This is a genomic window from Sphingomonas zeicaulis (genome assembly GCF_050433225.1).
Classification (GTDB): domain Bacteria; phylum Pseudomonadota; class Alphaproteobacteria; order Sphingomonadales; family Sphingomonadaceae; genus Sphingomonas_D; species Sphingomonas_D zeicaulis.
This window is the reverse complement of sequence record NZ_JBNPXQ010000014.1, coordinates 29,704-54,110: the sequence shown is the minus strand read 5'-3', so window position 1 is coordinate 54,110 and position 24,407 is coordinate 29,704. Positions and strand designations below refer to the sequence as shown.

General features: G+C 62.5%; 26 protein-coding genes. 17 read left to right on the top strand and 9 right to left on the bottom strand.

From position 1 onward, the window contains the following. The first annotated feature begins 283 nt into the window (after nt 1-283). The 7 genes from FHS96_RS27745 to FHS96_RS27715 all read left to right on the top strand — a co-directional run bounded on the left by FHS96_RS27745 (nt 284) and on the right by FHS96_RS27715 (nt 4,669). Nucleotides 284-541 carry a GlsB/YeaQ/YmgE family stress response membrane protein gene (locus FHS96_RS27745; protein WP_429599635.1) on the top strand — a complete coding sequence of 86 codons (258 nt, stop codon included), beginning with the start codon at nt 284-286 and terminating at the stop codon, nt 539-541. 58 nt (nt 542-599) lie between these two features. Beyond that, nucleotides 600-1,454 carry a transglutaminase family protein gene (locus tag FHS96_RS27740; RefSeq protein WP_429599699.1) on the top strand — a complete coding sequence of 285 codons (855 nt, stop codon included), beginning with the start codon at nt 600-602 and terminating at the stop codon, nt 1,452-1,454. A gap of 226 nt (nt 1,455-1,680) precedes the next feature. Continuing rightward, nucleotides 1,681-1,992, top strand: coding sequence for a hypothetical protein (locus FHS96_RS27735; protein WP_429599633.1), 312 nt, complete (start codon nt 1,681-1,683; stop codon nt 1,990-1,992). Next, entirely contained in the window at nt 1,989-2,150 is a 162-nt protein-coding gene (locus tag FHS96_RS27730; RefSeq protein ID WP_196224433.1) for a hypothetical protein, read from the top strand. The genes FHS96_RS27735 and FHS96_RS27730 overlap by 4 nt, the downstream gene beginning before the upstream one ends. 40 nt (nt 2,151-2,190) lie before the next feature. Continuing rightward, on the top strand, nt 2,191-2,457 hold the full coding sequence (locus FHS96_RS27725; protein ID WP_429599631.1) for a hypothetical protein: 267 nt from the start codon (nt 2,191-2,193) through the stop codon (nt 2,455-2,457). A gap of 128 nt (nt 2,458-2,585) precedes the next feature. Continuing rightward, nucleotides 2,586-3,905: a Na+/H+ antiporter NhaA gene (gene nhaA / locus FHS96_RS27720; protein WP_429599628.1), complete on the top strand. Its 1,320-nt coding sequence runs from the start codon at nt 2,586-2,588 to the stop codon at nt 3,903-3,905. Nucleotides 3,906-4,231: 326 nt separating this feature from the next. Next, entirely contained in the window at nt 4,232-4,669 is a 438-nt protein-coding gene (locus FHS96_RS27715) for a putative quinol monooxygenase (protein ID WP_429599625.1), read from the top strand. Between the two features lie 225 nt (nt 4,670-4,894). Here FHS96_RS27715 and FHS96_RS27710 read toward each other — a convergent pair whose 3' ends face one another. From FHS96_RS27710 to FHS96_RS27700, 3 genes are all read right to left on the bottom strand, one after another. Continuing rightward, complete coding sequence (locus tag FHS96_RS27710; protein WP_429599623.1) at nt 4,895-5,740, bottom strand: alpha/beta fold hydrolase; 846 nt, start codon at nt 5,738-5,740, stop codon at nt 4,895-4,897. 320 nt (nt 5,741-6,060) lie between these two features. Next, entirely contained in the window at nt 6,061-6,633 is a 573-nt protein-coding gene (locus FHS96_RS27705) for an acyl-CoA thioesterase (protein ID WP_429599621.1), read from the bottom strand. A 755-nt stretch (nt 6,634-7,388) separates the two neighbouring features. Further along, on the bottom strand, nt 7,389-8,111 hold the full coding sequence (locus tag FHS96_RS27700; RefSeq protein WP_429599619.1) for a Crp/Fnr family transcriptional regulator: 723 nt from the start codon (nt 8,109-8,111) through the stop codon (nt 7,389-7,391). 173 nt (nt 8,112-8,284) lie between these two features. Between FHS96_RS27700 and FHS96_RS27695 the strand changes: the two genes are divergently transcribed. The 6 genes from FHS96_RS27695 (at nt 8,285) to FHS96_RS27670 (ending at nt 14,405) form a co-directional block, all read left to right on the top strand. Beyond that, a complete protein-coding gene (locus FHS96_RS27695) occupies nt 8,285-8,554 on the top strand; it encodes a hypothetical protein (protein ID WP_429599616.1) in 270 nt (89 codons plus the stop codon). Between the two features lie 243 nt (nt 8,555-8,797). After that, on the top strand, nt 8,798-9,529 hold the full coding sequence (locus FHS96_RS27690; RefSeq protein ID WP_429599614.1) for a LuxR C-terminal-related transcriptional regulator: 732 nt from the start codon (nt 8,798-8,800) through the stop codon (nt 9,527-9,529). Nucleotides 9,530-10,217: 688 nt separating this feature from the next. After that, on the top strand, nt 10,218-10,598 hold the full coding sequence (locus tag FHS96_RS27685) for a hypothetical protein (RefSeq protein ID WP_429599612.1): 381 nt from the start codon (nt 10,218-10,220) through the stop codon (nt 10,596-10,598). A gap of 588 nt (nt 10,599-11,186) precedes the next feature. Then, a complete protein-coding gene (locus FHS96_RS27680) occupies nt 11,187-11,852 on the top strand; it encodes an HAD family hydrolase (protein WP_429599610.1) in 666 nt (221 codons plus the stop codon). Between the two features lie 791 nt (nt 11,853-12,643). Then, a complete protein-coding gene (locus tag FHS96_RS27675; RefSeq protein ID WP_429599607.1) occupies nt 12,644-13,672 on the top strand; it encodes an IS110 family RNA-guided transposase in 1,029 nt (342 codons plus the stop codon). Nucleotides 13,673-13,955: 283 nt separating this feature from the next. After that, a complete protein-coding gene (locus FHS96_RS27670; protein ID WP_429599604.1) occupies nt 13,956-14,405 on the top strand; it encodes a hypothetical protein in 450 nt (149 codons plus the stop codon). A 436-nt stretch (nt 14,406-14,841) separates the two neighbouring features. Here the strand turns inward: FHS96_RS27670 and FHS96_RS27665 are convergent, their stop codons facing one another. From FHS96_RS27665 to FHS96_RS27655, 3 genes are all read right to left on the bottom strand, one after another. Continuing rightward, the gene (locus FHS96_RS27665; protein WP_429599602.1) at nt 14,842-15,285 is read right to left on the bottom strand and encodes a hypothetical protein; all 444 of its coding nucleotides are present in this window, start codon (nt 15,283-15,285) and stop codon (nt 14,842-14,844) included. Between the two features lie 110 nt (nt 15,286-15,395). After that, complete coding sequence (locus tag FHS96_RS27660) at nt 15,396-16,829, bottom strand: DUF6880 family protein (protein WP_429599600.1); 1,434 nt, start codon at nt 16,827-16,829, stop codon at nt 15,396-15,398. Between the two features lie 270 nt (nt 16,830-17,099). After that, the gene (locus FHS96_RS27655; RefSeq protein WP_429599697.1) at nt 17,100-17,693 is read right to left on the bottom strand and encodes a hypothetical protein; all 594 of its coding nucleotides are present in this window, start codon (nt 17,691-17,693) and stop codon (nt 17,100-17,102) included. Between FHS96_RS27655 and FHS96_RS27650 the strand changes: the two genes are divergently transcribed. From FHS96_RS27650 to FHS96_RS27640, 3 genes are all read left to right on the top strand, one after another. Further along, nucleotides 17,637-18,023, top strand: coding sequence for a hypothetical protein (locus FHS96_RS27650; RefSeq protein WP_429599706.1), 387 nt, complete (start codon nt 17,637-17,639; stop codon nt 18,021-18,023). The two genes, FHS96_RS27655 and FHS96_RS27650, sit on opposite strands and share 57 nt — an antisense overlap. Nucleotides 18,024-18,035: 12 nt before the next feature. Further along, nucleotides 18,036-18,665: a hypothetical protein gene (locus FHS96_RS27645; RefSeq protein ID WP_429599704.1), complete on the top strand. Its 630-nt coding sequence runs from the start codon at nt 18,036-18,038 to the stop codon at nt 18,663-18,665. Nucleotides 18,666-19,042: 377 nt separating this feature from the next. Further along, nucleotides 19,043-19,267: a hypothetical protein gene (locus tag FHS96_RS27640; RefSeq protein WP_429599598.1), complete on the top strand. Its 225-nt coding sequence runs from the start codon at nt 19,043-19,045 to the stop codon at nt 19,265-19,267. 103 nt (nt 19,268-19,370) lie between these two features. Here the strand turns inward: FHS96_RS27640 and FHS96_RS27635 are convergent, their stop codons facing one another. The 3 genes from FHS96_RS27635 to FHS96_RS27625 are packed head-to-tail and all read right to left on the bottom strand — an operon-like array spanning nt 19,371 to nt 23,144. After that, nucleotides 19,371-21,539 (bottom strand): xanthine dehydrogenase family protein molybdopterin-binding subunit, encoded by a 2,169-nt coding sequence (locus FHS96_RS27635; protein WP_429599596.1) that lies wholly within the window; start codon nt 21,537-21,539, stop codon nt 19,371-19,373. Beyond that, on the bottom strand, nt 21,536-22,549 hold the full coding sequence (locus tag FHS96_RS27630) for an FAD binding domain-containing protein (RefSeq protein ID WP_429599593.1): 1,014 nt from the start codon (nt 22,547-22,549) through the stop codon (nt 21,536-21,538). The genes FHS96_RS27635 and FHS96_RS27630 overlap by 4 nt, the downstream gene beginning before the upstream one ends. Before the next feature lie 4 nt (nt 22,550-22,553). Then, on the bottom strand, nt 22,554-23,144 hold the full coding sequence (locus FHS96_RS27625; protein WP_429599591.1) for a (2Fe-2S)-binding protein: 591 nt from the start codon (nt 23,142-23,144) through the stop codon (nt 22,554-22,556). Nucleotides 23,145-23,491: 347 nt separating this feature from the next. Between FHS96_RS27625 and FHS96_RS27620 the strand changes: the two genes are divergently transcribed. Continuing rightward, a complete protein-coding gene (locus FHS96_RS27620; protein ID WP_429599588.1) occupies nt 23,492-24,364 on the top strand; it encodes a helix-turn-helix domain-containing protein in 873 nt (290 codons plus the stop codon). Nucleotides 24,365-24,407: the final 43 nt, after the last annotated feature.

Here is a 24,407-nt window from a genome sequence, read left to right as displayed (position 1 = left end):
GGCAAGAAAAGGCACGTCCGCTCTTTGGCTGGAAACGCAGCGTCCAGGATGGAAAGGCATCGCTTGGAGCCATCAAAGAACGATCGAGGCTCGATATCGTTGCACGTGTTCCACATTTATATTTGAGAAACGCCTTGATCCACCGGTCGATGATAAATATTTATGCGTATAGAATTTAATATTTATGGAACGAATATCCCATAAGATTATTTTGTATATTCCGGGTACGACATGCCGATACGGCGAGATCGTCTTCTGGACTATATATCTCAGGAGTGCGATCATGGGAATCATCATGTGGCTTGTTGTCGGCGGCGTCCTCGGCTGGCTCGCAAGCGTTATCATGCGCACGGATGGACAGCAGGGCATCATCCTCAATATCGTGGTCGGCATCATCGGTGCCTTCATCGGTGGCCTGATTTTTGCGCGGGGCGACATCAACAATGCCCCGCTCACGATCACGACATTTCTGGTCTCGCTCGTGGGGTCGATCATATTGCTCGCAATCGTCAACATGGTCCGCCGCGGGTCGATACGCTGAGGTCATCATCAATGTGGTTGTGTCGGCAACGCAGCACGAACGGTGACGCCATTTGAGCATGCTCACCATCAGGCACCGCACGTCCTACCATTATCGGCAGGCGGTACAGCTTGGGCCCCACCGGCTGATGTTGCGCCCACGCGAAGGACATGATGTCAAACTTGTGTCTTTCGACCTGGATATCACGCCCGAGGCGAGCATTTCCTGGACCTGTGACGTTGCCGGCAATGCGGTCGCGACAGCGACGGTTCCAGTCATGACCGACAGCTTGATTGTCGAAGGCAGATCGGTGCTGGCCATAAGCGCAATCGCGTGGCCGGTGTTCGATATCGCTGCATCGGCGATCAATTATCCGTTTCGTTACGGCGAGGACGATTGGACGGACCTCGGCAGTCTGACCGTCATGCAGTATCCGGACGAGGCCCATCGGCTGCGGGACTGGACGCAAGGATTCGTCGCTGGGAATCCCACCGATACGCTTGCTCTGCTCAAGGACCTGACCACCGGCGTTGCCAACGGGATCTTGTATCAGGTGCGAGAGGATGAAGGCACACAGTCCCCAGTCGAGACGTTGGACCGCGGCTGGGGATCATGCCGGGATTTCGCGGTGTTGTTCGTCGAGGCAGCGCGCAGTCTCGGCTTCGGCGCGCGGATCGTCTCCGGTTACCTCGACAATCGGGCGGAAAACCTCGTCGGCCAGAATGCGGCCGGGTCCACCCATGCGTGGGCCGAGGTCTTTGTACCCGGTGCTGGCTGGATCACCTTTGACCCGACCAACCGCAGCGTTGGTGGTTTCAACCTTGTGCCTGTCGCGACTGGTCGCGGTATCCACCAGATCGCACCGGTCACCGGCAGCTATGCGGGACCAGCGAACATGCTTGACCACATGAGCGTGGAAGTCGAACTGCGCTGACCAGCCATGCGCCAGTGGATAACAGAGTAGCTTGCCAAAAGACCTCTCCGCCCATGGTATTTCGCCTTGCACACCCCATATCTAATTTACCGCAGTCCAAATGCCCAGGGCTCGACTGCGGCCGAGAGATAGTTCGCGCTCCCGCTCATGATGGAGACGAGCGATGTCCTTTTTATTCAGTAGCATAACGAGTACGGACAGAGCGGATCTTCCACTCGATCTTCCCATGATCCCGCAATCCAGTGGTGCGCAGGGTGACGCCGCGCGGTCCCTGCGCGAAGACAATTGGGAGAATGAAGGCGGTCACGTCGCCGGAGCGAAGTCCCCGACGCCAACTCCCGCACTTTCCGCCAATGATGTCGAGACGCTCGAGGCTCAGGTTCGTCGCATGGAAAGCAAGCTGGCCAGCGATTTTGCCGATGGGCGGGTAGGGATGCGTTACAACACCTATGCACATCGCTCTCGCGTCCTTCGCCAGCAAAAGGCGAAGCTTGATGTGCTGCGGGCCGGTGTTCAGTCGCAGGAGCAACCAGGATGAACGATCCTTCTGAACTAGACGAAGCCGCTGCGGCCGAGCAGATGGCTCATTACGAGATCACTCGCGTTCGGGTCGATCACTATCGCTACAAGGATTATCGCTACTCGAAGTTGAGCGACGCAGTTGCTCAGGCCAGACGTGACCAAAAGCCCTCCTGATCTTGGCCACCTGGGCATTGAGCTTTTGAAAGGACATCCCATGGAACTTTCATCGACCTTTTGCCGTATGCAGGAGAACATCCAGCGTGATCGCGCGATCAATGCGGTGTTGGAAAACATCCGCCGCGTGGCCGAGAAAGCGGCCAAGGCATGGGGCACCGTGGCTGTTGCCGCCGAACAACGCGAAGCGCGTCGCGAACGAACGCGCATCATTGCGGACATGGCCGCTCTCCAAAATGAGAGGTTGCCCAGCGAAGAGGACAGGCTGCTCAGCGAAAACCCGGACAGGGGGTTCGAAAGCCCCTGAACTGAGCCACCAAAAATCGGAGGAGATCCATCGCTTGTACGTTAGGATCCTGTGCCCGGCCATCACGGCATGCGCACATGCCGTTCCTGAATACTACAACCCTCAGGCCGCAGTATGAAGAGGGCGAGATGATCGATCCCGCAAATCCAGGCCTGCCGCACGAGTTTGCCGACCGACTAACGAAGCCGTTCACGCAGTTCCTCAGGGTCGAGGCCGCAGCCGGGGGATTGTTGCTGGTCGCTACGATAGTCGCATTGACCCTCGCAAATACGGCTTGGTCTGAGCAATTCCTGGCGTTCTGGGAGATGCAGATCGGGCTGCAGATCGGCCCCTTGGACTTTACCCGTTCAACGGGACACTGGATCAACGACGGATTGATGACCTTTTTTTTCTTCGTGGTGTCCCTGGAGATGAAGCGCGAGTTCGCTCTGGGCGAATTGCGAAACCTGCGAACGGCGGCCCTTCCTTTCGCAGCTGCGCTGGGCGGCATGATAGTGCCTGCTTCGATCTACATTGCGATTCTGGCCGGAAAAGCCGGCACGCACGGCTGGGGAACGGTGATGGCGACCGATACGGCGTTCGTCATCGGGGGGCTTGCGCTCTTTGGTTCGCGCGTTCCCCACAGCTTGCGCCTGTTCCTCATAGCCCTGGCGATTTTCGATGACATTGGCGCCATCCTGGTCGTGGCGATTGGGTACGGGAATGCCTTGAATTTCGGCGCAATCGGTCTTGCGTTTTTGGTCCTCAGTGTAATCGCCATCGCCGCTCGTCTGGGCATCAGAAGCATCCCAATATACTTTTTCTTCGGAGCCGCGTTTTGGCTGTGCCTTGACGCCTCCGGCATCCACGCGACGATCGCCGGTGTCATACTCGGGCTAATGACCCCGGCGCGAATCTGGGTGGGTGTGCCGCGTCTGCGCGCCATCCTCCGGAATGTCCTGCAGCCGCGTGATCATGAATGGAGTGGCGACACATCGGATCGCCGCGAACTTGTGGAAGCGGGCCGCGCCATCAGCGAATCCCTATCGCCGTTGGAGCGGTTGGAAATGATGCTGCACCCCTGGGTGGGGTTCGCGATCATGCCTCTCTTCGCTCTGGCCAATGCGGGGGTCGCGTTTTCGACGTCCGACATCCAACCTGTCACCGTCGCAATCTTTGTCGCGCTGGTCTTCGGCAAGCCGATAGGCGTGCTGCTCTTCAGCTGGCTGGTGCTGCGTTCCGGCCTAGCAACGCTCGGAGCAGGCCTGAACTGGTCTTTCCTCACGGCCGGCGCCTTCCTGACGGGGATAGGCTTCACTATGTCCTTTTTCATTGCGAACCTGGCTTATCCTTCGACGCTGCTGGCTGCGGCGAAGCTGGGAATTCTTCTTGCTTCGCTCGCATCGGCGGTCGTGGGCCTGTTGGCCGTTTATTGGGTGACGTGGCACAAACGAGGGAATGCCTGGTGACCATCCAACGATAAGTTCGGGCAGGGAGCTAAACTCTTTGGTCGGCGGCATCTTTGCCGGCTATGGCTATAGGATCATGCCCCAGATGATGGTCGACGAAGAAGCGCTTTTTAGCGTCCGCGCATGATGCCAAGTCGGCGGTGCCGCTAGCGGCAGATGAGACCAACCTCAGTCTACCAAAGATGATATTCGAAGTAGCCTCAAGCGGCTGCTCTTGCCGCAAGCCGTCATTCAAGTGACGAGCGGAGAACGGCGGCAATGTCCCACGAGGGCCGCGAACTCATCGCATGATGAGCGGGTTGGAAAGGAGAGAAAAGGAGATCGAAATGGCAGAGCTGACCAACGCCGCCTTTTTCAATGCAAAACCAGGACGATCCGAAGAGCTTGGGTTCGAGCTCCTGCAGTTCGTCTCGCCATCGCGGCAGGAAGAGGGCTGCCTCCGCTACGAAATCCACCAGTCTACGGATGATCCCAACGCGCGGATGGTTCTGGAGGACTGGCGGCACCCATCCGACTTCGATCTGCACATGGCGACCGACTACGTGCAGGCCTTCATGGCGAAGGTCGCTGATCTATGCACCGAAGAGGTGGAGAAGAACAGGCGCCCCCTTGGTCCGCATGCTGCCGGCACTGGACTTTTCAGCGGTTTTGAAGCTGCCGCATCTGCGGCGCCCGTCGCGCCAAGGCTCTATCGAACCCGTGCACCACGACCGAAAAGGACCCCCAAAAGGAGGACCACGGACGCCACGACGAGGAAAATCTAGGCGAGTTCAGCAGACAGGCCAGCCATGCCTCCGAAACCTGGGAGAGCGGCGATGAAAGCGACAACAGCAAATATGACTGCCCAGCGGAATTTAGAACGACCCCTTGATTGATGCGCCGCGTCGTCGTCCGATAGCAGTGAATATCACCGCGTTGATCGCGAGACGGTCGAGCCTGCAACGCCGCATGGTGACCAGATATGGCGTGGAGCCGTTTGGCTGCGCGTTTCAGAACGCGACGATTCGATGCTCACGTGCGCGTGCAAGCACGGCGTCTATCGCCGTGACCACCATTTCGGGGACAGCGTAATGTAGCAGGTGCCCTTGCCCTGCCACCGTCCGCAACTCGACAGTGCTGTAAGTCGCAGCCAGGCGCTCCGCGTGCTTGGACGGATGGGCGATAAGGTCGCCATCGCCGGCAATTGCTATGATCGGCATCGCCAATTCGTCATATCGCCGGCTGAGCGCGATCGCGGCTGGAACCATCATTGCTGTCTCCGCTGATGTCGCACGCACCTGCGTGGGGCGAAACGTCATATCGACGGGGAACGCGGCAAATTTCTTCGGGACTGGCGCTGGCGCAAAACTGGCCTTCACGCCGATTGGCCCCATCAGCCGGCCCGCGATCGGGGAGATTGTCGCAGCCAGGATATCGCCCGCGCCTGGCACTGCCGGCGCAGACAGAAGGACGACGTCCGGACGAGCGGTCGCGAAATAATAGCCCGACACCAGTACCAAGCCATCGATCGCCTTTGGCCTTTCGAGTGCCATGGCAAGCGCAACCATCGTGCCCCAGCTATGGCCGACCACGACGGCATGCTCGACACCGATTCGCTGCAGGGCGCGCAAGAGAAGGTCGGCCTGCGCCTGAGGCGACCATATCGTCGTGCGGGGGCGATCACTGTAGCCGAAGCCCGGTCGGTCAAAAGCAATCACGCGGTGATGCTTCGCTGCGAGGCCCAGCACGCCGCTCGCAATGAAATCCTGGAGAAGCACTCCATTGCCGTGCAACAGCACGACGACGGGGCCATTGCCCTGATCGACATAATGAAGCCGAACGCCGTCGACATCCACGAACTTTCCGATCGCGGGAGTCCTTGCTTCTGCCTTACGCGCGCGCGCGCGATTGAAGACGGCACTGCCGACAAGGGCCGCCGCACCTGCTCCAGCCGCGATCCACTCCCGGTTCCGGCTGGCGAACGCCCGCCAAGCCCCCTTCGAGCGAGGAACACGAACGGGGGATCGGGAGTGAGGTGTGGTTTTCATCACGTTTCAACCATTGTGCGCTGCACAAAGTTCAGACTGAGGAAACATAAACTGAAAGAAAAGCGGTCCTTCCTGCGAGGGGCGCCATTTCACAGTCGCTATCCAGCCAAGAAAGATCGACCGGCATTTCAAGCAGCCGGCCGCGGATGTTTGCTTGGGACTTCCGGAACCAGCGGTTTCGTTTCGCCGGCGTCAGCAGCGAAAGGGATTGTCTCTTCAGGCCGATCGCCTTGAGAGCAGCTGCCGCTATTCTGAAGAACGGTCCCCCGCCGGACCGAACGGTCCACCTCCTGTGGCAGCGTCCCGGATGGCATCAGGAATCGTTTTACGATGTCGCCCCCCAGCCGGGTCGGGCGCAATGTCCTCGCGTCGAGGCAGCACCATCGCGACTTCACGCGCGCAAGAACGTCCCCGCCGCGGCGAACGGTTGTCTCATAAAATGCGCTTTCACGCCGAACCTGTTCGAGCACCGCTGTCACGACGAGCCGGTCGTTGAGGAATGCCGGTCTGCGGTAGACGATCTCGTGCCTGAGCGCGACCCAGACATGCGCGGCAACAGCCTCCGGGCCGGCGATCCGCTGCCAATGCGCGATGACGACGTTTTGTACCCATTTCAGGTAAACGGCATTGTTGACGTGACCCATGAAATCAATATCGGAAGGTTCGGCATCGACCGCCAGGTCCTGAGTGAGAGCATCCATGCGCTGGTTGTATCGCGCTTCGGGACGCGACTGTGTTTCCTATATCAAGATTGGCACAATATTATCCAAATTGTCGCAAACATCCCCGGCGACGGTGCTCCCGCCGCATTGCTCATGAAACCGCGCACGCAACCAACCGTTTGATAAGGCAGGCGAGGATCGGCTCGGCATGTCCGGCTGGGCGGGGTCCGTGCCCCTTGCAGAAATGGGGACAGGATGAACGCCGACTTCGTCATCGGCGGCGGCCCAGCCGGACTGACCGCCACTATATATCTCGCTCGATTTCCTCTTACCGTCACGGCAATTCGAAACGATCTGGGCGAAGCGGGAATACTGGTGCGTTGGACCTCTGGTCTCCCGCAACGGGGCCATCGGCACGGTCTCCGGGATTCAGGCTCCCCGTGAGGCGGCGGCTCGGCGCCGGCTTCCACCGTCGACCGGAGGGGGCAGGCGATGGACAATCCTCACCTCACGCCCGGCCTGATTGATCCATGTATGATGCTTCCGCACGATCACGGGGGAATAAGGGTGTCAGCCGGCACTGCTCCCCCCTGTGCATGGTTAGGTCCGGCGAGTGGCCCTGACTTCTCGCCGGACCGACTGCTGATCCATGTTCTACCGCGGCACCGTGCTCGTCTGACATAAGCGTTCCAGCTGCAGACCGATCGGCGTGCGGTGCGGTCAGGTCCGGAGAAGATGTAAGAGGCGGGACCTCTCCGGACCGCTCGAAACGGTTGGGTATGGCGCCGCCCGGGTCAGCCCGCGCGGCGCAGCCGGCGGTGAAGATAATTCTCGTCGAACCCGGCGATCTGGGTCAGGCGATTGGGATCAGAGATCAGCAAGCGGCCGCGCTCGAGTTGCATCGCGCCGCTCAGCCGGAGTTCCTTCAGCACCCGATTGAGGTGCACGGGCGTCATCCCCAGCGAATCCGCCAGCATGAGTTGCGACAGCGGCAGGGTGAGCTGCGGTTCGGAGGTGAGGCCGATGTTGCGGGCACGCAGATAGAGTTCGCACATCAGGTGCGCCACGCGCTCGATGCTCGCACGGCGCCCCATGCTGGTGATCCAGGCCCGCATCGTTCCCTCATCGATCAACTGCGCGACATACATTGCTTTCGCAATGCCGGGATGGCGCGCCATGAGTTCATCCATGACTCCCCGCTCGATGGTGGAGACGACGGCCGGCGTTATCGTCTGGATGCTGTGATCCATTTCGGCGAGCAGGCCGATGTGCAGATCGCAGGAGTCGCCAGGCATCAGGTAGGCGAGAACCTGCCGCGTGCCGTTGGGCAGGATCTTGTAGCGACAGGCCCAGCCGTCCAGCACCACGAACACCGGCCCTGGCCGGTCTCCTTCGCGGATCAGATCATGCCGTGCGGAATAGTCGCGGGCAGATGCGGTTGCGGATGCAAGCGCGGCGATCTCATCTTGCGTCAGCGGCGCCAAGCCTTTCAGTTTGGCGATGAAGGAGTTGTCCATCACGCCATCATCTCATGCATGACATAAAATTTATATTGATTGGTGTTATAGTTGAAAGTTGATATAAATGATTATGTTTCTCGCAAATTTGCGCTAGGAGGGAGGCATCGTCGGATTGAACTCGGGCACCGGCGGCTGAGGGACCTGCGCTCTCGCCTCCTGGAGCAATGGTCATGGCCGAACGACAACCCCTGTCGGGGTTCAAGCAATCTGTCCTCGGCGGAGCGGAACCACAGGGGGAAGCCGCCATCCTCCTTGTCGAAAGCCTGATCCATGGGCTGATTGCGCGTTCGGTGATCAGCGCTGAGGACGCTCTCGAAATCGTCACGGTAGCCATCGATGTCTGTACCGATATTGCCGATGTGGCTGAGGATGCGTCCAAATTCAAAGGCGTTCAGACTGCGCTGCAGAATATCGCGCTCAGCCTCAGCCATGACGTGTGAGGGGAACTGACGCGTAGAATGCGTTCTGAATTCACGACGATGGCGATATTTGCTCGGTCCAATGCGGGGAAAAGACGTAGAACGATCTGTGAATTGATCCCGAACTGCTATGGCGTGACGAGATTTCTCATTTAAGTTGATTTATGTTCCACTGCGATAATCGCAACCGCCTCTAACGTAGGCTCGATTCGACGCGGTAACGACATCGCGGGCGGGTCGGGCCAATTTATGAGGGGCGCGGCGATGGATGATGCGCCGGTACGGACCGGACCGGTGGCAGGCGACCGAGGTGCCGCGATCCTGATTATGCGCAACGCGCTGATGCGCGAAGGGCTGCACCGGATCTTGCGAGACGATGGCTACGCGGGGGTCCTTGCCGGTGCTGAAATGGCCGATTTCGGCAAATTTTCGTGGACAAGGGAGCATCTTGTCATTCTCGATAGCGGGACATTCGATGCCGGGGGCTTCGACTCCATCCGCGATGCCAATCCCGTTCTCGAAATGCCGCGGTTCGTCGTCATCGCAGATGAACTCGATATTGAAAGGATGTTCCGAGTTTTCGCAGCGGGGGGACGGGGCTATTTGTGCGGTGGCGATTCATATAAATCCTTCCTGATCAAGCTGGCTCTGGTGCGGCTCGACGAAAAGGTGATGCCATCCGCATTTTTGGACACGCTCTCGGGCCTACCGCGCCTGGAAAGGACAGCGGCACCGGAGCTCTGGGATCCGAGCGCGCTCGACACACGTGGGCAGGCCGTTCTCGCCGGGCTCGTACAGGGCATGTCAAACAAGACGATCGCGCACGAACTGTGCCTGAGCGAACTGACTGTAAAGCTGGCAGTCAGGGCCGTGCTGCGAAAGCTGCAGGTGAGCAATCGCACCCAAGCGGCGATAACGGCCCGAGGTTGCAAGGAAATCCACCTTGCCTGGAAGCATTCATGCGGGCTGAAGCTGAGCGGCCCGCGCGGGGTATGAGCCGTTTCGGCACATCCAGCTCAATGATCGCCATGAGCGCGTGGATGCAGTAGGGGCGCGCAGGGTCACCTCTCTGCCAATCCCCCGCAGGGCAGATCAAGTCGCAACGGCGTTGCTTCCAAACCATCCGCGGAGCCGATGACACGAGCCTTGCGAAGGGGCGAAAGTGTGGTGGACGGCGCCGCCGAGCACCGAGGACTGCGCGCCGGATTCGACCGGACGGGGCCGAGTGCTTCGACCGCGATCATGGGTCCCGACGGCAACGCGGCCTCGCGTCGGCGAGCTCTCTCCAGGTCGGAGCATGTTCACTGGTCCTTTCCCAGCCGCGGTCGCGGCGACCGACCTGCGCACCGAGCAGTTGCGGTGCCAGCGCGGATTGAGCGGGAGATGATCTCGGGGACCGGCGGCGGCAGGGCCGCCGCACTCGATCCATTCCCGTATCCACCCTGGCGCCGCGATCCGTCCCCCGCTCGAGGTGTCTGACAGCGGCCGGAGCCGGACCGTAGGGTGGCGGCGGATCGGCGTGATCGCCGAACCGTGCATATTCTCCTTGCAAAATATTGCTCGATATTGGCGGGTCACAGGACCCAATATTGCAGAGGTGCGTTATTATTAATTCACGCGATAGAAGATCAATGCCGATATTCGACAAATTAGAAACATTTTTATTTGTAATGGGATGAAGTATATGAAATCTGTCTCAGCAGATCAGCGGAAAGTGGCGATCGCCGCGGTCGCCGCGGTCGCATCGATTGCGCTGCTGGCAGGATGCGATGGACCGGCCGAGAAGGCGGGAAAATCCGCAAATGCAGCGGCTGGCATCAAGGCTGGGGTCTTGTCCGACGGGCCGGGCGAGCGCATCGGCGAGGCTCGCGACCGGGCAGAACGAGACCGCGGCAGAGCCGTCGAAGCGCGAGCTGATGCGGCTGAAGATCGTGCCGACGAGGTGAGAAGCATTGCGGATCAGCGTGCCGATGCACTTGAACGGGAGGCGGCAGCGATCCGCGGCACTGCCAAGCAGGATGCCGGCGATCTTGATCGACGGGCCGACACGATCCGCGGAAAATGACGGGTCAGCACGGATTTCCCCGTAGAGTCACCGATCGGGCGGTCGTCCAGCCGGGCGGAACGGGTGTTCCGATGCTGCTGAGCTGCGCGACCTGCGCAGATCATGATTTTCGCGATTGGCTGCGACAACCGAGCAGCCGCGGGGCATCTTGCGGATAAAGTACGGCGAAGGGTATCGCGAGACACATTTCCCGCTAGGCGCGATGCTCCCGTGACGCGATTGCGAGGCGGTCCGCTGCCCCGATGGGTGCCGCCTGGACAATCGAAGGAGCGAAAGATGAATAACAACAACTCTTCTCAGTCCACACCGACGTAGAAGCGGATATGTCGATCAGCGATTTCGTCCCGGGCGCCAGTAGCGGCGTTTTCGCCGATTAGCTTGAACAGGTCGCACGACTTGCTAAAGTGGCCAAGTAAAGTGCGCAAACCCACCTGCATAACGCCCGCGGATCGCAAGCGCATTCGCCCCCGATCACCGCGAGATGCGACGCTGGCCGAAATTGACTTCAATCATCGGGCAAAGGCTGGCGTAATCGAGAGACTACGTCGAATTGCGGCTTTTCCCCATCCCCGAGCTAAGGCGGCAACCATGATCATCAAGGCGGTTTTGTTCGATCTCGATGGCACTCTGGTCGACAGCAACGACATGCACGTTTCCGCCTGGCACGAGGCTTTCGCCGGAATCGGCGTCAGCCTCGATCGCCGGGTCATTCATGACCAGATCGGCAAGGGCGCGGATATGCTGGTGCCGACCCTGCTGCCTGCGCTCGATGAAGCGGGACAGAAGGGGCTGGGTGAGGCCCAAGGCCGCATATTCAAGGACCGCTTTCGGGATAAGGTGCGCCCGTTTCCGGGCGCTCACGACCTTCTGGCGCAGGCATATCGCAACGGTCAGAAAGTCGTCTTCGCGACGTCCGCATCAAAGTCCGACCTCGACCATTATGTCGAACTGCTCGATGCGCGGGATCTCGTCTGCGGGATGACGAGTGCGGAGGACGTCGAACATACCAAGCCGGCGCCCGACATATTCGCCATGGCGTTGGCAAAGGTCGAACCGCTTTCGCCGGAGGAGGCGCTGGTGATTGGCGATACACCTTATGATATCGAAGCCGCCGCAAAATGCGGAATCCGGACCGTCGCGGTGCGATCAGGCAGGTTTTCCGATGTGACACTGCTCAGCGCAGGTGCAATTGCAATCTACGATGATGCCGCCACCCTGTTGGCGGATTATGCCAATTCGCCATTGGCAAGGTGATCAGGCTGATCGAACAGCGCGGCTATCACTCCGGTGTCTGGCCGGGCGCAATTGGGGAACCCTGCGCTGGCCGCCCATTCCCTGGCGGGGATTTATCGCCCTGAGGTCGCCATTGAACTAGAGCGGATCCTCGATCGGCCGAACGGCGGCAGGAGTCTGGCATGCCTCGACCGGATGCAGTTGTGGCTGCCCGGCCGACAGTGCCGGCGCGATCGCACTGGCGCTGAAATCTCCTCAAACGTGCAGGGCGTCGCCGCGGTGAAGTGAACGCCAACGAAAATGGCCGCGATGAACAGGCTGTGCCGACCAGCCGCCTGAAGCGCATTCACATCGGGCTGGCCAGTCGGATAGATGTTGGCGGAATACGGTAAGACCGCCGCCGATCAGGCTAAAGAAGCGAGCGCTGTCCGGCATCGTGGGGAGGCCAGAGATGTGCATAGATGTCTCGCCCCAGAGACGGGGCACGAACCACGCTCTTCATCAGCGCACCGACGTCCTCCGCGGAGCGGCGCCGCGTCGATTGGCAGTTCCATCCAGACGCTCCATACTGGGCGCGCGACATAGAGCTGGCACGGATATGCGTCATGCCGCAGCGACCCGGGGACCGGTTACGGCAACCCTCAGTTGAACCGGTGGGCCAGGGCGGTGACCGATCTTAGGCGCTGGTTTCAGGAATACAGCCGTCCGGAGGTGGCGCAAAGCAGATGGGGTGGATGGCTCCCGCTCCCGGCATCTGAGTGCCAAAGTGTGGTTGCTGTCGAAGCGTCCACTCACGAGAGGAGCCATCCGCAATGGAGATTAGCACGATCGGCCTCGATCTGGCCAAAAGCATCTTTCAGGTTCACGCGATCAACACCGCTGGCGAGACAGTCGTCCGCAAAGCGCTCCGGCGTTCGCAAATGGTGCCGTTTTTCACGAAGCTGCCGCCGTGCCGGGTCGGGATCGAGGCATGCGGCACGTCGCATCATTGGGCGCGCGAGTTGACCAGGCTCGGTCATGACGTGCGCCTGATGTCACCGGCATATGTGAAGCCGTATGTGAAGCGCGGTAAGACTGACGCCAACGATGCGGAGGCGATCTGCGAGGCAGTGACGCGGCCGACGATGCGGTTTGTGCCGGTAAAGTCGCCTGATCAGCAGGCGGCGCTGGCGCTGCACCGGACCCGCGATCTGCTGGTCAAGCAGCGCACGCAGCTCGTCAACATGATCCGAGGTCTGCTCGCCGAATTTGGTGTCGAGATCGCGCGGGGGCTGCACCATGCGCTCGAGCTGGCGAAGCGGCTGGTCAACGGCCGCGCGCCCGACGTCCCGGCGCTCGCCCAGCGGGTGGTCACCAGCCTGGCGCAGCAGATCGGCAGCCTGCAGCTGCAGCTCGCGGCGCTTGAGAAGGAGCTGCTCGCCTGGCATCGATCGAATGAGGTGTCTCAGCGGCTGGCAACAATCCCCGGCGTCGGCATCATCTCGGCGACTGCGCTCGCCGCCTCCGTGACGGAGCCCGAGCGTTTCCGATCCGGCCGTCAGTTTGCAGCGTCGCTCGGGTTGACGCCGCTGCAGAATTCGAGTGGCGGCAAGGAGCGGATGGGGCGGATCTCGCGCATGGGTGATCGCTACCTGCGCCGGCTGCTGGTCGTCGGCATGACATCGCTGATCAGACGCGCGAGGACGGCCCCTGCGTCAGTCGATCCTCGCATCCCTGCCATGCTGCAGCGCCGGCCAGCACGAGTGGTCACTGTCGCCGCCGCCAACCGGACCGCACGCGTGGCATGGGCGATCATGACGCGTGGCGGCACGTATCAGAAGCCAGCAGTAGCTGCTGCATGAACCGCTAACGAGGAGACCAGCTCAACGAGGTTGTGAGGACGAAGAGATGTGATGGCGCACCGGTCAGACCGGGAGCCGGGACACGCCGCCTCATGTCCGAGGCATCATAGCCTGCTAAGCAGAGTGGCACCCAGCTCGCGGATACCATCAGGGCCAGCGGTCAAGGAGACGACCGCACCAAAAGGCCGGACACAAGACTGCACCCGACCAGCCGCTAAACCTCAAATCGCCACTTGCAACGCGGGAGCCATCCACACAGGACATGACGCATGGAAATTGGATCATGGCAGCTGACGCCCAATGGCGGACGTTGACAAGTCACAGGTCCTGTTGTTGCTCTGACCCAATGGGAAGAGATCATATTCCGATCGAGGCAGATCCGGATGGACTGGGCGGAGTCGTCAAGCAGGAGGGGGGCGAAGGGAGCATGCCTGATTTAGTGGCCTATCGCCCTGAACCGTGGCGGTTTCTTCGACTTGCGCGTGTTGTTGGAGTTGCGAAGTATATTGCCGCCAATGAGCTTGGCTTGGAAGAGGCGACGGCAATGATCAACGCGATGGTGCAGATTTCCGACTACAAAGGCACATTAGGGGTCGTCTGGCGTGGAACGTCTCATAATTCTGCCTTCGAGAGCGTCTTAAGCCGGGCCTGGGCGTCTGAAGGTGAAGTCGAAGGGGGAGATTTAGGTGAGATCTTCCACGCTGACGCGGCCTCTGAAGGCGCCATTGAATAAGCTAAACGACCGCTTCCCACCACATTTCGCCGATCCGCGCGCCGGGAGCCGACTGTGCGGACGACCCCAACGGGACGAATCGGTTCGGCAGCTCACGGTGCCGCCCCTGGGAGAAGTGCGCGCTGCTGGTGACCGCCAGGCACCGTCCGGTTTCAAGCCTCGCCCTTGCCGACCGCGGCGACGAGATTTGGCGCGAAGCGGACGTCAATCGTCACCATTTCCTCCGGCCGCTCGCGACCAGAGTCGGTCGGTCAGGCCCTCGCCAACGAACGTCCAGTTTCGACAAAAGCTGCCGCGCGGACTGAACGAATCAGACTATCGGCAACGCGCCTCACATTGGTCGATAAAGAGCCCCGGCGTCGCTCCCGAAACCTGACGTTGATTCATCTGGCGACGACCGGTGTGATTGGTGATTAACGGGATGACTTGCGGGTGCTCAGTCTGCCAGCGTCTTCTTGTCGGTGAGCGTGAGGATGCTCGTAACCTCGGCGTCGGCCACCTTGAAGCTCTGCTCGAGGATCGTGAAGCCGCCCGCGTCGCGGTCGAACCAGGCGCTGGCCTTGACCGGGCGGGGGACGCTCGATTCCGGCTTGTTGCCGTATAGCATGTCGAAGGCGAGGCTGTCGGAGGAGACGTCGTTGCGGGGGTACCACCTGCCAGGGTCCGAGGGGGAGCCACGAAACCATTTCCTGCCGGCGCGCGTGGTGCAGACCATGAGGACGGGGAAGCGGTCGGTGGCGACGATCTTTATGAGGGTCGCCGTCTTGCTGGCCTGGAACTCGTCGGCAATCTCGCCGAGCGTCTTGATGGTCAGGCGCGATACGTCCCGCGCGCAGGCCGTGCAGACCTTAGTCGGCAGGGTGGGCTTCTTGCTTCCCATCCAAGCCTGCATTGATCGACATCGGTCACCCTCCTGCATCGAAGCACCTGCGCGACTTCGTGCCATGCAGGAGGGTGGCTGAATTAATTACGCGGTGATCCAATAGGTCACTATGCATTCCAGAAGCCGCTCTTCCGTCCGTGGCGCGCCTTGAGGCCGACCATATAGGTTTGATGATCGGCGTGCTCGGCATAGTCATTGATCTTGCTGTCGAGATGGGAGCACGTCTGCAAATGGCGGGCGGCATGGGGATATCGCTTGTATCGGGCCTTATCGAGCGAGAAATCGATCATTGCACGCAGAAGCAGCGTCGCGGCCAGGGGATGGTGTTGTTCCATCGCCTCCGCGGCGGGGCCCAGGAGCCAATAATGGTCGCCGTTCAGTTCGGCGTGGCGAGCGAGGATCATCCGGGCCGCATCGTCGATCGCGGGCCATTCTACCAGAAACGACAGCGCCTGATGGAAATCAGGAAACCGGTATGCATAGGCGAGGGCTTGCGACTCCGCCTCGATGTCATCGAAGTCGGGCAGCCGCTTGATGAAGGCTTTCAGATACTCCTTGTTGAGGTTCCGCTTAAACGCCTGCCACCGTTCCTGCTGCGCATCGCCGATCCTGCCTGAGGCATCCAGCGCATCGATCCGCACTCGCTGCCAGTCGGGCCAGTGACCACCCGCACCCATTCCAACCTCGGCACGCGTCAACGCTTCCAGTGCATCCTGAGGTCGGCCGGAGGTCAGAAGCCGTTCGGCAATTCTCGCCGCGATCGCTGGATTGGCCTGCTCCGCCTCCGAGTGGAGAGCGGCATAGCCATCGACATCTCCCATGGCGTCGGCAATGTCGGCAAGCGCGTTCTGGACAAGGCGAGCCTGATGCCGCGCAGCATAGTCGTCCTCGAAGATCGCGCCTCGCGTACCGATGGCAACGACCTTGCGACTGTCGCTATCAGCGGAAGCTGGCTTTCCAGCCGAAAGCTTACCGAATTTCGCCTTCAGCATGGTCAGGCCGTTCGTTCCGAGGGCCTTCGCCATCAGCGGGATCAAACCATCGAACTGTCCATACTCGTTGGCGCAGAGCGCTTCGTAAATGCGGTCCGCGAGACGAACGGGGTCGGGCCGGGCCTGTGCGGCGACTTCCCCGATATCCTCCAGGGCTTGACTGAAAACACTGCCGAGCGCTCCGCTGCTGTCGTCGCATCGTTCGTAGATGGCCGGCGCCATGTCGAGCAGGCGCCAGAGGAGTTCAAACGCCTCGGACGGATACGTTGGCGCGACATGGGTCATGATCGCCGATCGCTGCGTATCGAGATCCTGCGCCAACGGACGAACCTTGTTCCAATCCAGGAAGGACCTCGACCGGGCGATCGAGACAAGGCGCTTGCGGATTTCCGCGGCGACATCGGTGCCGCCCGCCTCGCTCGCCAGTTCGAGCCGGAGGCGCCGCTTCATGGCGGCATCGCCTTGCGCCAGTTCCAGAAGCAACTCAGCCAGCCTGGCAGCTCCCAGTGCCGAGAGGTTCGTCGCATTCAGAGTCTTCGGTGACGACATCATTCGATTTTGCGAGAACCTGCCGCCCGGTCAATCATGAATGCAGTTTGCGCCTTGCGTACTTCCCAGCGACCGTCGGCGACCGACTCACGCCGTTCCGTTGGCAGTTTTTAGGTGTCTGCTCAGGCCAAAAAGCAGCCTTCGGCATATAGGAACATGCCGACAGCCGACGTTGCGATCGCCGTCGTTTTCGGTCACCAGGGCGCGGTCGTCGGCGGTAGACAGGTCGGAAAGCTCGGGAGCCAAGCACCCCGGAGATCCCGGAGTCGTTCAATGATCTCGATCGCCAGGCGACGTTGGTCGACGCGCGCGACCGTCATTCGACCTCTCGAAGGCATCTGCGTAAAGTTGCTCGATCCGGCTGGATTCCTCGTCGGTCAGCGCACCGAACTCTGGGATCCGCGCCCGCAGGGAGAAGCGGCCGGGATTCTGCTCGAGAACCTTCTGCAACAGCTCGATATGGGCCGCTGGCATATCGACGATCTCCTGCACGGCATCGCTGAACTGGTCGAACGCTTCGAGAAAGCGGACCTTGCGCGGGAGGTCTTCCACGATGGTCTGTTCCACGCACGCATAGAGAAACTCGGCATGCGCGGTGGCGTCGAAAAAGCGGTAGAAGTCGATCGTCTGGTTAAGCACCTCGACAGTGCCTTCCTTGGTTTGCTGCCATTCGATCTCAGGAAGTAGGGGGGCGCGAATAGGTCTCGAGAACGGAGCGACAGCCGTCGAGCTGACGCAGGATCGCGGCGCTGAGCGGAAACACGGGTCCGGCCGGATTGTAGTGAGCCGAGGCCAGTGCGTGGTGGGATGGATGCGGCCGTTCCCGTCCACGGAAGGGTGGATGTAGACGAAACCAAAGGCCATGGCGGCCGCGGCAACGACAGCATCAAGACCGCCATCCAAGGTCCCGTTCGGCATAAGCGACAAGACACGTCAGCAGGCCGCGATGTCTTCATGGCGAGCGCTGATGTGATCGGGCAGCGGTTCCCCGGTCTCGCGATCATGGACGCCGACGAAGCCGCCCTCGGTTCGCAGGCCGAGCCGGACAAAGCGGGTGTCCTCGCCGATGACGACGCGCTGAAGGCGTTCGAACTCTGCGATCGTGAGCGGACGCGTCCCTGCCTGCGCGATTGCCCGCCCCCAGCGGGCCGCGCGTGTTCCGGAGGGGCGTTCGCCTTCAATGGCGAAGGATGATTTGGAGTTATTGTGAAGGAGAAAGGCGGCAGCCCGGGCGACGAGGTCGCTACGGACCCTGCCAATCTCCGCGCGGGCGCGCTGGCCGAGCTCCTTGGCGGCGACGGCTTCGAGGGCATGGGTGCGCCGGACCATCGGGCAGAAAGCAGGCGTCCCAGGGAGGTTGTCGATGACCTTGTGGCGCGAGGACACTCGGCCTTTCGCCAACGCAAACTGCAGCTTGTCGTCGATAATCGGCACGGTTTTGATTTTGCCAGGGTCGGGAAGATCGAGCGCCTCGCCGGTGATCCATTCGTACAGGAACCAAATTCGGCGGGCGAACGCGCCCGTTGGCGTCGCGATGATGAAGTCATGGATGGGTTGCGCGCCAATGGTGGCAAAGAGACGCGCAAGGACCCTGAGGTCGACACCCTCTCATTTGAGGGCGAACATCAGCTGGCCGGCGAGCTTCGCTTCGGGATGGTGTCTCGGCGTCAGGAGCGTCCAGTCGTCGGTCGAGGCGGGATGATGGCGCTCGGCGATGGCAGCAAGGTGCGACGGCTGAGGAAGCGACAGATCATAGCGGGCGATGAGCGCTGCGTAGCCCTGCGAAAACGCGCGCTCGGGCAAGCACCGTCCGCGAGAATCCATCACCGTTTATGAAGGCCACTCACCATAAACGTGCCCATGAACACCGCTCACCGCGGTCCAGATCAATTGCGAAAATGGATCACGGGCTGTGGATTTTAATCACCATCGGAAGCGTTCTGTGAATATCAATCTCCAAGTGCACGCGTTTATGATCTGGCTGGCGGCCCTCACACAGCGGATCTCTCCGGTCTGGATAATCTGGGACCACTCGGCGTCGTATCGCGCCGGTGCCACCGAAGATGGATCCGTCGCCTTACGCAGCGGCGGTCAGACCGTCGGACTGGCCGCGACCTCCTTGCAGGCCTATCTCAAGAAGCGGCTTGACCGGACGTTCGGCTTCCGACCCGGAGTCGAATAGAACGCGAAAGCGCCAGTGTGGAGATAACTCCGTGCCGATCGATGACCTTGCTCAAAATCCATCAAGGCGCGCCGCCTTCCAGATCGGTTACGAAACGATTGGGTTTTTCCCCTTCCAGCCAGGGCGCATATCACGATCTTCGCCGGCCGCGCACGTCGGCGGAGACAAGCGCCGAACTGGCGTGTGCATGGACAGCTTCCCGAAGGCGTTGGCGTTGAAACGTCAACGCAGCCTGACCTTAGGCCTTTCGGGCTAGGCTGCCAGGACTCAGCCGCCATCGACACTGGCCGCCAGGTCCGTGTCCGGCTTCGAGAAGCGGCACGGCTGACCGGTGGCGCCACAGCGACCCTGTCGACCCGTTAAATGGCCGTTCCCGAGCCATCGTCGCCTCCGGCGATGCCGTCGAGAATATGATGGGGCAGGATCGGGACCTCGCGGACGCGCACGCCGACGGCATCAAAGACGGCATTGGCGATGGCGGCTGCGACGCCGGTGCCGCCGAGCTCGCCGATGCCCCGCGCGCCGATCGAACTGGCATGCGGATCATATTCCTCGACGAAGCCGACGTCGATCGCGTCGGCAGGAATGTCGGCGTTGACCGGCACCGCCACGTTCGAGAGGTTCTTCGCGAGGAAGCGTGCATGGCTCGGCTCAATGATCGACGCTTCCATCGTGGCCTTGCCCCATTCCCAGATGATCGACCCGATCATCTGGCTGCGGGCGGTGAGCGGATTGATGATGCGGCCGGCGGAATAGCGGGCGACAATGCGGCGCAGGCGGATGAGACCGAGATCGCGATCGACGCCGACCTCCACGAAATTGGCGCCCCACGTGCCCATCGCATAGTCGGTGCCGGAGCCGTTCATGCTTGCGGGCGCGCCTCCGGGAAGCGCGAAGCTCCCGTCCGCCGCCACCTCTTCCAGGTCGGCCTGCGCCATCAGCGCATCGAGGTCGAGCGGCCCGTCCGCTGGCGCGCCCTTGAGCACAAGCTTCGCACGCACGGCCCTCGCCGCATTCGCTGCGGCGCTGCCCATGCCGATCGTGTGTGAGCTGCCATAGACTGGCCCCGCCGGCGCGAGGCGGGAATCGCCCCAGCGAATCTCGACATGCTCCGGCCCGGTGCCCAGCGCATCGGCGACGATCAGCTGAACCGCGGTCTGGTTGCCGGTGCCGATGTCGTTGGAGCTGCTCTCGACGATCACCCGTCCACCCCTACGGACACGCACCCGCGCCTGCGAGGGGAAGCGGGCGACGAACGTCCCGGCGGTCGACATGCCATGCCCGATCGACCAGACGCCATCCTGTCGCGGTCGCTGCCCGCGCTTGCGCCAGCCATAGACGCGCGCGGCCTCCTGATAGGCTTCGCACAGGCGGTTGGAGGACCAGGGTTTGCCCTCCAGCGGCTCGCGCTCGGCGAAATTCCGCAAGCGCAGGTCGAGCGGATCGATGCCAAGCTTGCGGGCGAGTTCGTCCATCGCGCTTTCAAGCGCCCAGCTGCCCGGTCCCTCGACGGGAGAACGCATCGGCGTCGACAGGACGAGATTGATGCGCTCGACGGACTGGTCGAGCTGGATATTGGGCGATGCATAGAAGGTGGCCGATGCCATGCCCGGGGATTCGAACTGCATGTCGGTGATCGAGGTAGTGTTGATCGCCTCGTGCCGGACCGCGGCGAGCGTCCCCACCTTGTCCGCGCCGAGCGTGATCGTCTGGCGGCACTCCGGCTGATGGCCCGCCATCGAGTACATCTGCGCGCGACTGAGCTGGATCCGCACCGGGCGCCCGACCAGCTTTGCAGCCTGCGCCGCAAGCACCTCGTGCGGATAGACCGCGCCCTTGCAGCCGAAGCCGCCGCCGGTGTGCGGTGCAATGACATGAACCCTCTCCGGCGGGATACCGAACAAGGCTGCAAGGCCGTTGCGCGGATTCTGGGTGAACTGGGTCGAATCCCAGACCGTCAGCGCATCGCCGTGCCACTGCGCGACGCATGCAGACGTTTCCATCGGATTATGATTGCGCGTCGGCTGGAAATAGCTCTCCTTCACCGTGACCGCCGCGCGGGCGAGCGCGGCCGGCACATCGCCCTTGTGCGCGTCTCCATGAAACATCCCGCCGGCCGGCGGCTTGACCAGCCTGCCGGCGCCCGGGATCATCGCCCTGGCCGGGGCGATGCGCGGCCGCACGAGCGCCGCCCCCTCCTCCGCCGCCTCGATCGTCTCCGCGAGGACGATGGCGATCGCCTGCCCCTCCCACTGGATCTCGTCGGACTGGAGCGGCATGTGGGTGATCGCGATCGGCCGCCCTGGCTTCGGAAGCTTTGGCATGTCCCTGTGGGTAAGGATGCGCACAACGCCGGGGATCCCGGCCGCGGCCGCGGCGTCGATCGCGGTCACCGCTCCCGCCGCGACCGGCGAGCCGACCAACACGCCATGGAGCAGGCCTGCCGGGAAATGGTCGGCCGCATAGCGCGCGGCGCCCGTCACCTTCACCGCGCTTTCGTAGCGGGTTCGCGGTTTGCCGACGCTCATGACGGTTGTCCTTCGGCGGCCTGAACGATCGCGCGGGCGGCGGCGCCCGCCGCCATCGCGACCTTGTAGCGGTTATGCGCGAGCGGACGCGCCTCGGAGAGACTGCGCCGCAGGATCGGCAGCACGGCATCGCGCGTCGGTGCCTGGCCCACCAGCAACCGTTCGGCAGCGGTCAGCCGCCAGGGTTTTTGCGCGACCGAGCCCAGCATGATCGTCACCCGGACGATCCTGCCTCCCTGCAACTCGAGCACCGCCGCCGCCGAAACCAGCGCATATTCGTAGCTCGCACGCTCGCGCACCTTCACATAGGCAGAGCGGGCGGTGGGCCGGATCGCAAGATGATAGCCGAGGATCAGTTCGCCGGGCGCGAGCCGGTGCTCGGCCAGCGCTGCGTTGCGTCCGGCGGCCGCAGCGTCCTCCTGGGTCAGATGCAGGTCCGCGACCGGCAGCATGCGTCGCCCGCCCGGCCCGGCAATCTCGACCTCGGCGCCCAGCGCGGCGAGCGCCACGAGCGGGTCGGACGGCTGCACCGCAACGCAGGCGTCGGTCCAACCGAAGATTGCGTGGCGCTCGTTCAGGCCATGGCGTGCGACGCAGCCGCTGCCTGCGACCCGCTTGTTGCACGGCCAGGGGACCGGCGCCTCCGCCCGGAAATAGGCGCAACGCGTTTTCTGCAGGACATTGCCGCCGATCGTCGCGCGGTTACGGATCTGCGGCGACGCGGCCGCGAGGCAAGCTTCCGCCAGCACCCGCGCATCGCGCTCCACCTGCGCATTGCCGCCGATCGCGTTGAGCGTCGCCAATGCACCGATGCTGAGCCGGTCGCCGGTCCGCACCACCTGGTCCAGGCCTTCGATCCGGCCGATGTCGATGACCCGCTCGGGCGCGGCGATGCCGAGCCGGAACCAGTTGAGCAATTCGGTGCCGCCGGCGATCGGCATCACACTCTTGGCGTCGGCGGTGAAGGCATCCTGGGCCCGCGCCGCGAGCGTATAGGCGAAGTCGCGCATGGGATCAGCTCTCCGGGTGGCCGGCGGCGCCGAGTACCGCCGCGGTGATCTGCGGATAGGCAGCGCAGCGGCAGATGTTGCCGCTCATCCACTCGCGGACGCTGTCGGCATCGGTGGCATGGCCCTCGCGGATGCAGGCGATGGCAGATAGGATCTGGCCGGGCGTGCAATAGCCGCACTGGAAGGCGTCATGCTCGATGAAAGCCCGCTGCACCGGGTGGAGCCGCCCTTCCGTGGCGATGCCCTCGATTGTGGTTACCGCGCGCCCTTCACATTGGATGGCGAGCGTGAGGCACGCATTCATGCGCGCGCCGTCGATGAGCACCGTGCAGGTGCCGCACGCGCCCTCGTTGCAGCCCTTCTTGGTGCCGGTAAGGTGCATCCGGTCGCGCAGATAGTCGAGCAAGGTGATCCGCGGTTCGACCGTGGCCGCGACCGGCCGGCCGTTGACCTGTAAGCGCACAGCGCGCGCGGTGGACGCCACGGGCACAGGGCGCTGCGCGGCGTCCGCCGCGCCGGCAGCAGCAGCGACCGGCAGCACGGCACCGCCGGCGAGCAGCCCACGGCGCGAGATCTCGAATTCATCGTTCGTCATCGCGCGATCCTTCCCGATGCAATCGACGGCGACAAGCGCGTGACTTGCATGAAATCAGCGGAAGATCATCCGCTGGGCAGAAACCGGCCTCTTCGGTCATGACATCCACCAGATATCCATGGATCTGAACGACGGATCGACTTGCGCTTGACTCGCCAGCGATCGCCAAGACACTGAGCGTATGAGGATGTCATGATCGTCAAGCATCCGCTGCGGCGGCCACAATTGCCCGCAGGGCCGCTTCCCAGCGTAGGGTATCGTGCCGCCGGAATCGCCCCGCCCCCGCCCGCCGGGCGCAGCATCGCGGACCAGGATCGCTCGGCACCTTTTCGCGACCAGCGCCGCGCATGACCTTGCGCACGGCAGCACTCGGGGCGGTCTCCGATGTCGCGCGCGACCGCCATGTGGCGGCGGCCGGCCTGTCCTTCCACCGTTCGCGAACCCTGATCGGGCATCGGACGCGCTATTCGTCGATCAGCGCCCAGCACCAACTTTATGTCACGCTCGACGGCGCGACTGCGTACAGCGCGGGCCGCATCGATCGCGCGAGCTGGGACCGGGCGCCGGACGCGCCCGACATCATCTCCTTCACCCCGGCTGGACGCAACCGATCGAGCATCCTCGGGCGCGGCTGGATCGAATGCGCGCATATCTGCCTCGATCCCGACAGGCTCGCCGAGGCGTGCCAGGTCGACCGCATTCCGGATTGGTCGGCGCTCTACAACGGCCGCATACCGAAGATCGCAGCACTCGCGCGTGCGATCGACGGCGCCGCGGCGCAGGCTGCACCGCAGGTCGAGATCGACCGCCTCGCCATCGCGCTCCAGCGAGGCCTGGCGATCGCGCTCGGCGGCGTCACCCCACGGCGGGACGATGCCTGGCTGCACCCGAGGGCGCTGCGCCGGGTCTGCAGCTACATCGAGGACCATCTCGCCGACGCCCTCCCCCTCGCCGACCTCGCCCGCGAAGCGGGCCTTGGCCCCAGCGCCTTCCTCCGCGCATTTCGCGGCTCGACCGGTGTCACGCCGGGTCGATATGTCATGCAGCGGCGGGTCGCGCGCGCCGCCGCACTGCTGACCGGCACCGACGCGCCGGTCGCATGGATCGCGGCCCGGACCGGCTTTGCCTCGGCGGCGCATCTGACCAACCTCTTCCGCCAGCGCCTCGGCAGCACGCCGGCACGCTTCCGACGGGAGATCGAGATTCTGCCGCCCGATTGATCCGGCAACGATCGGCCACGGTCGTCCGCTCGCCGTGACGCGG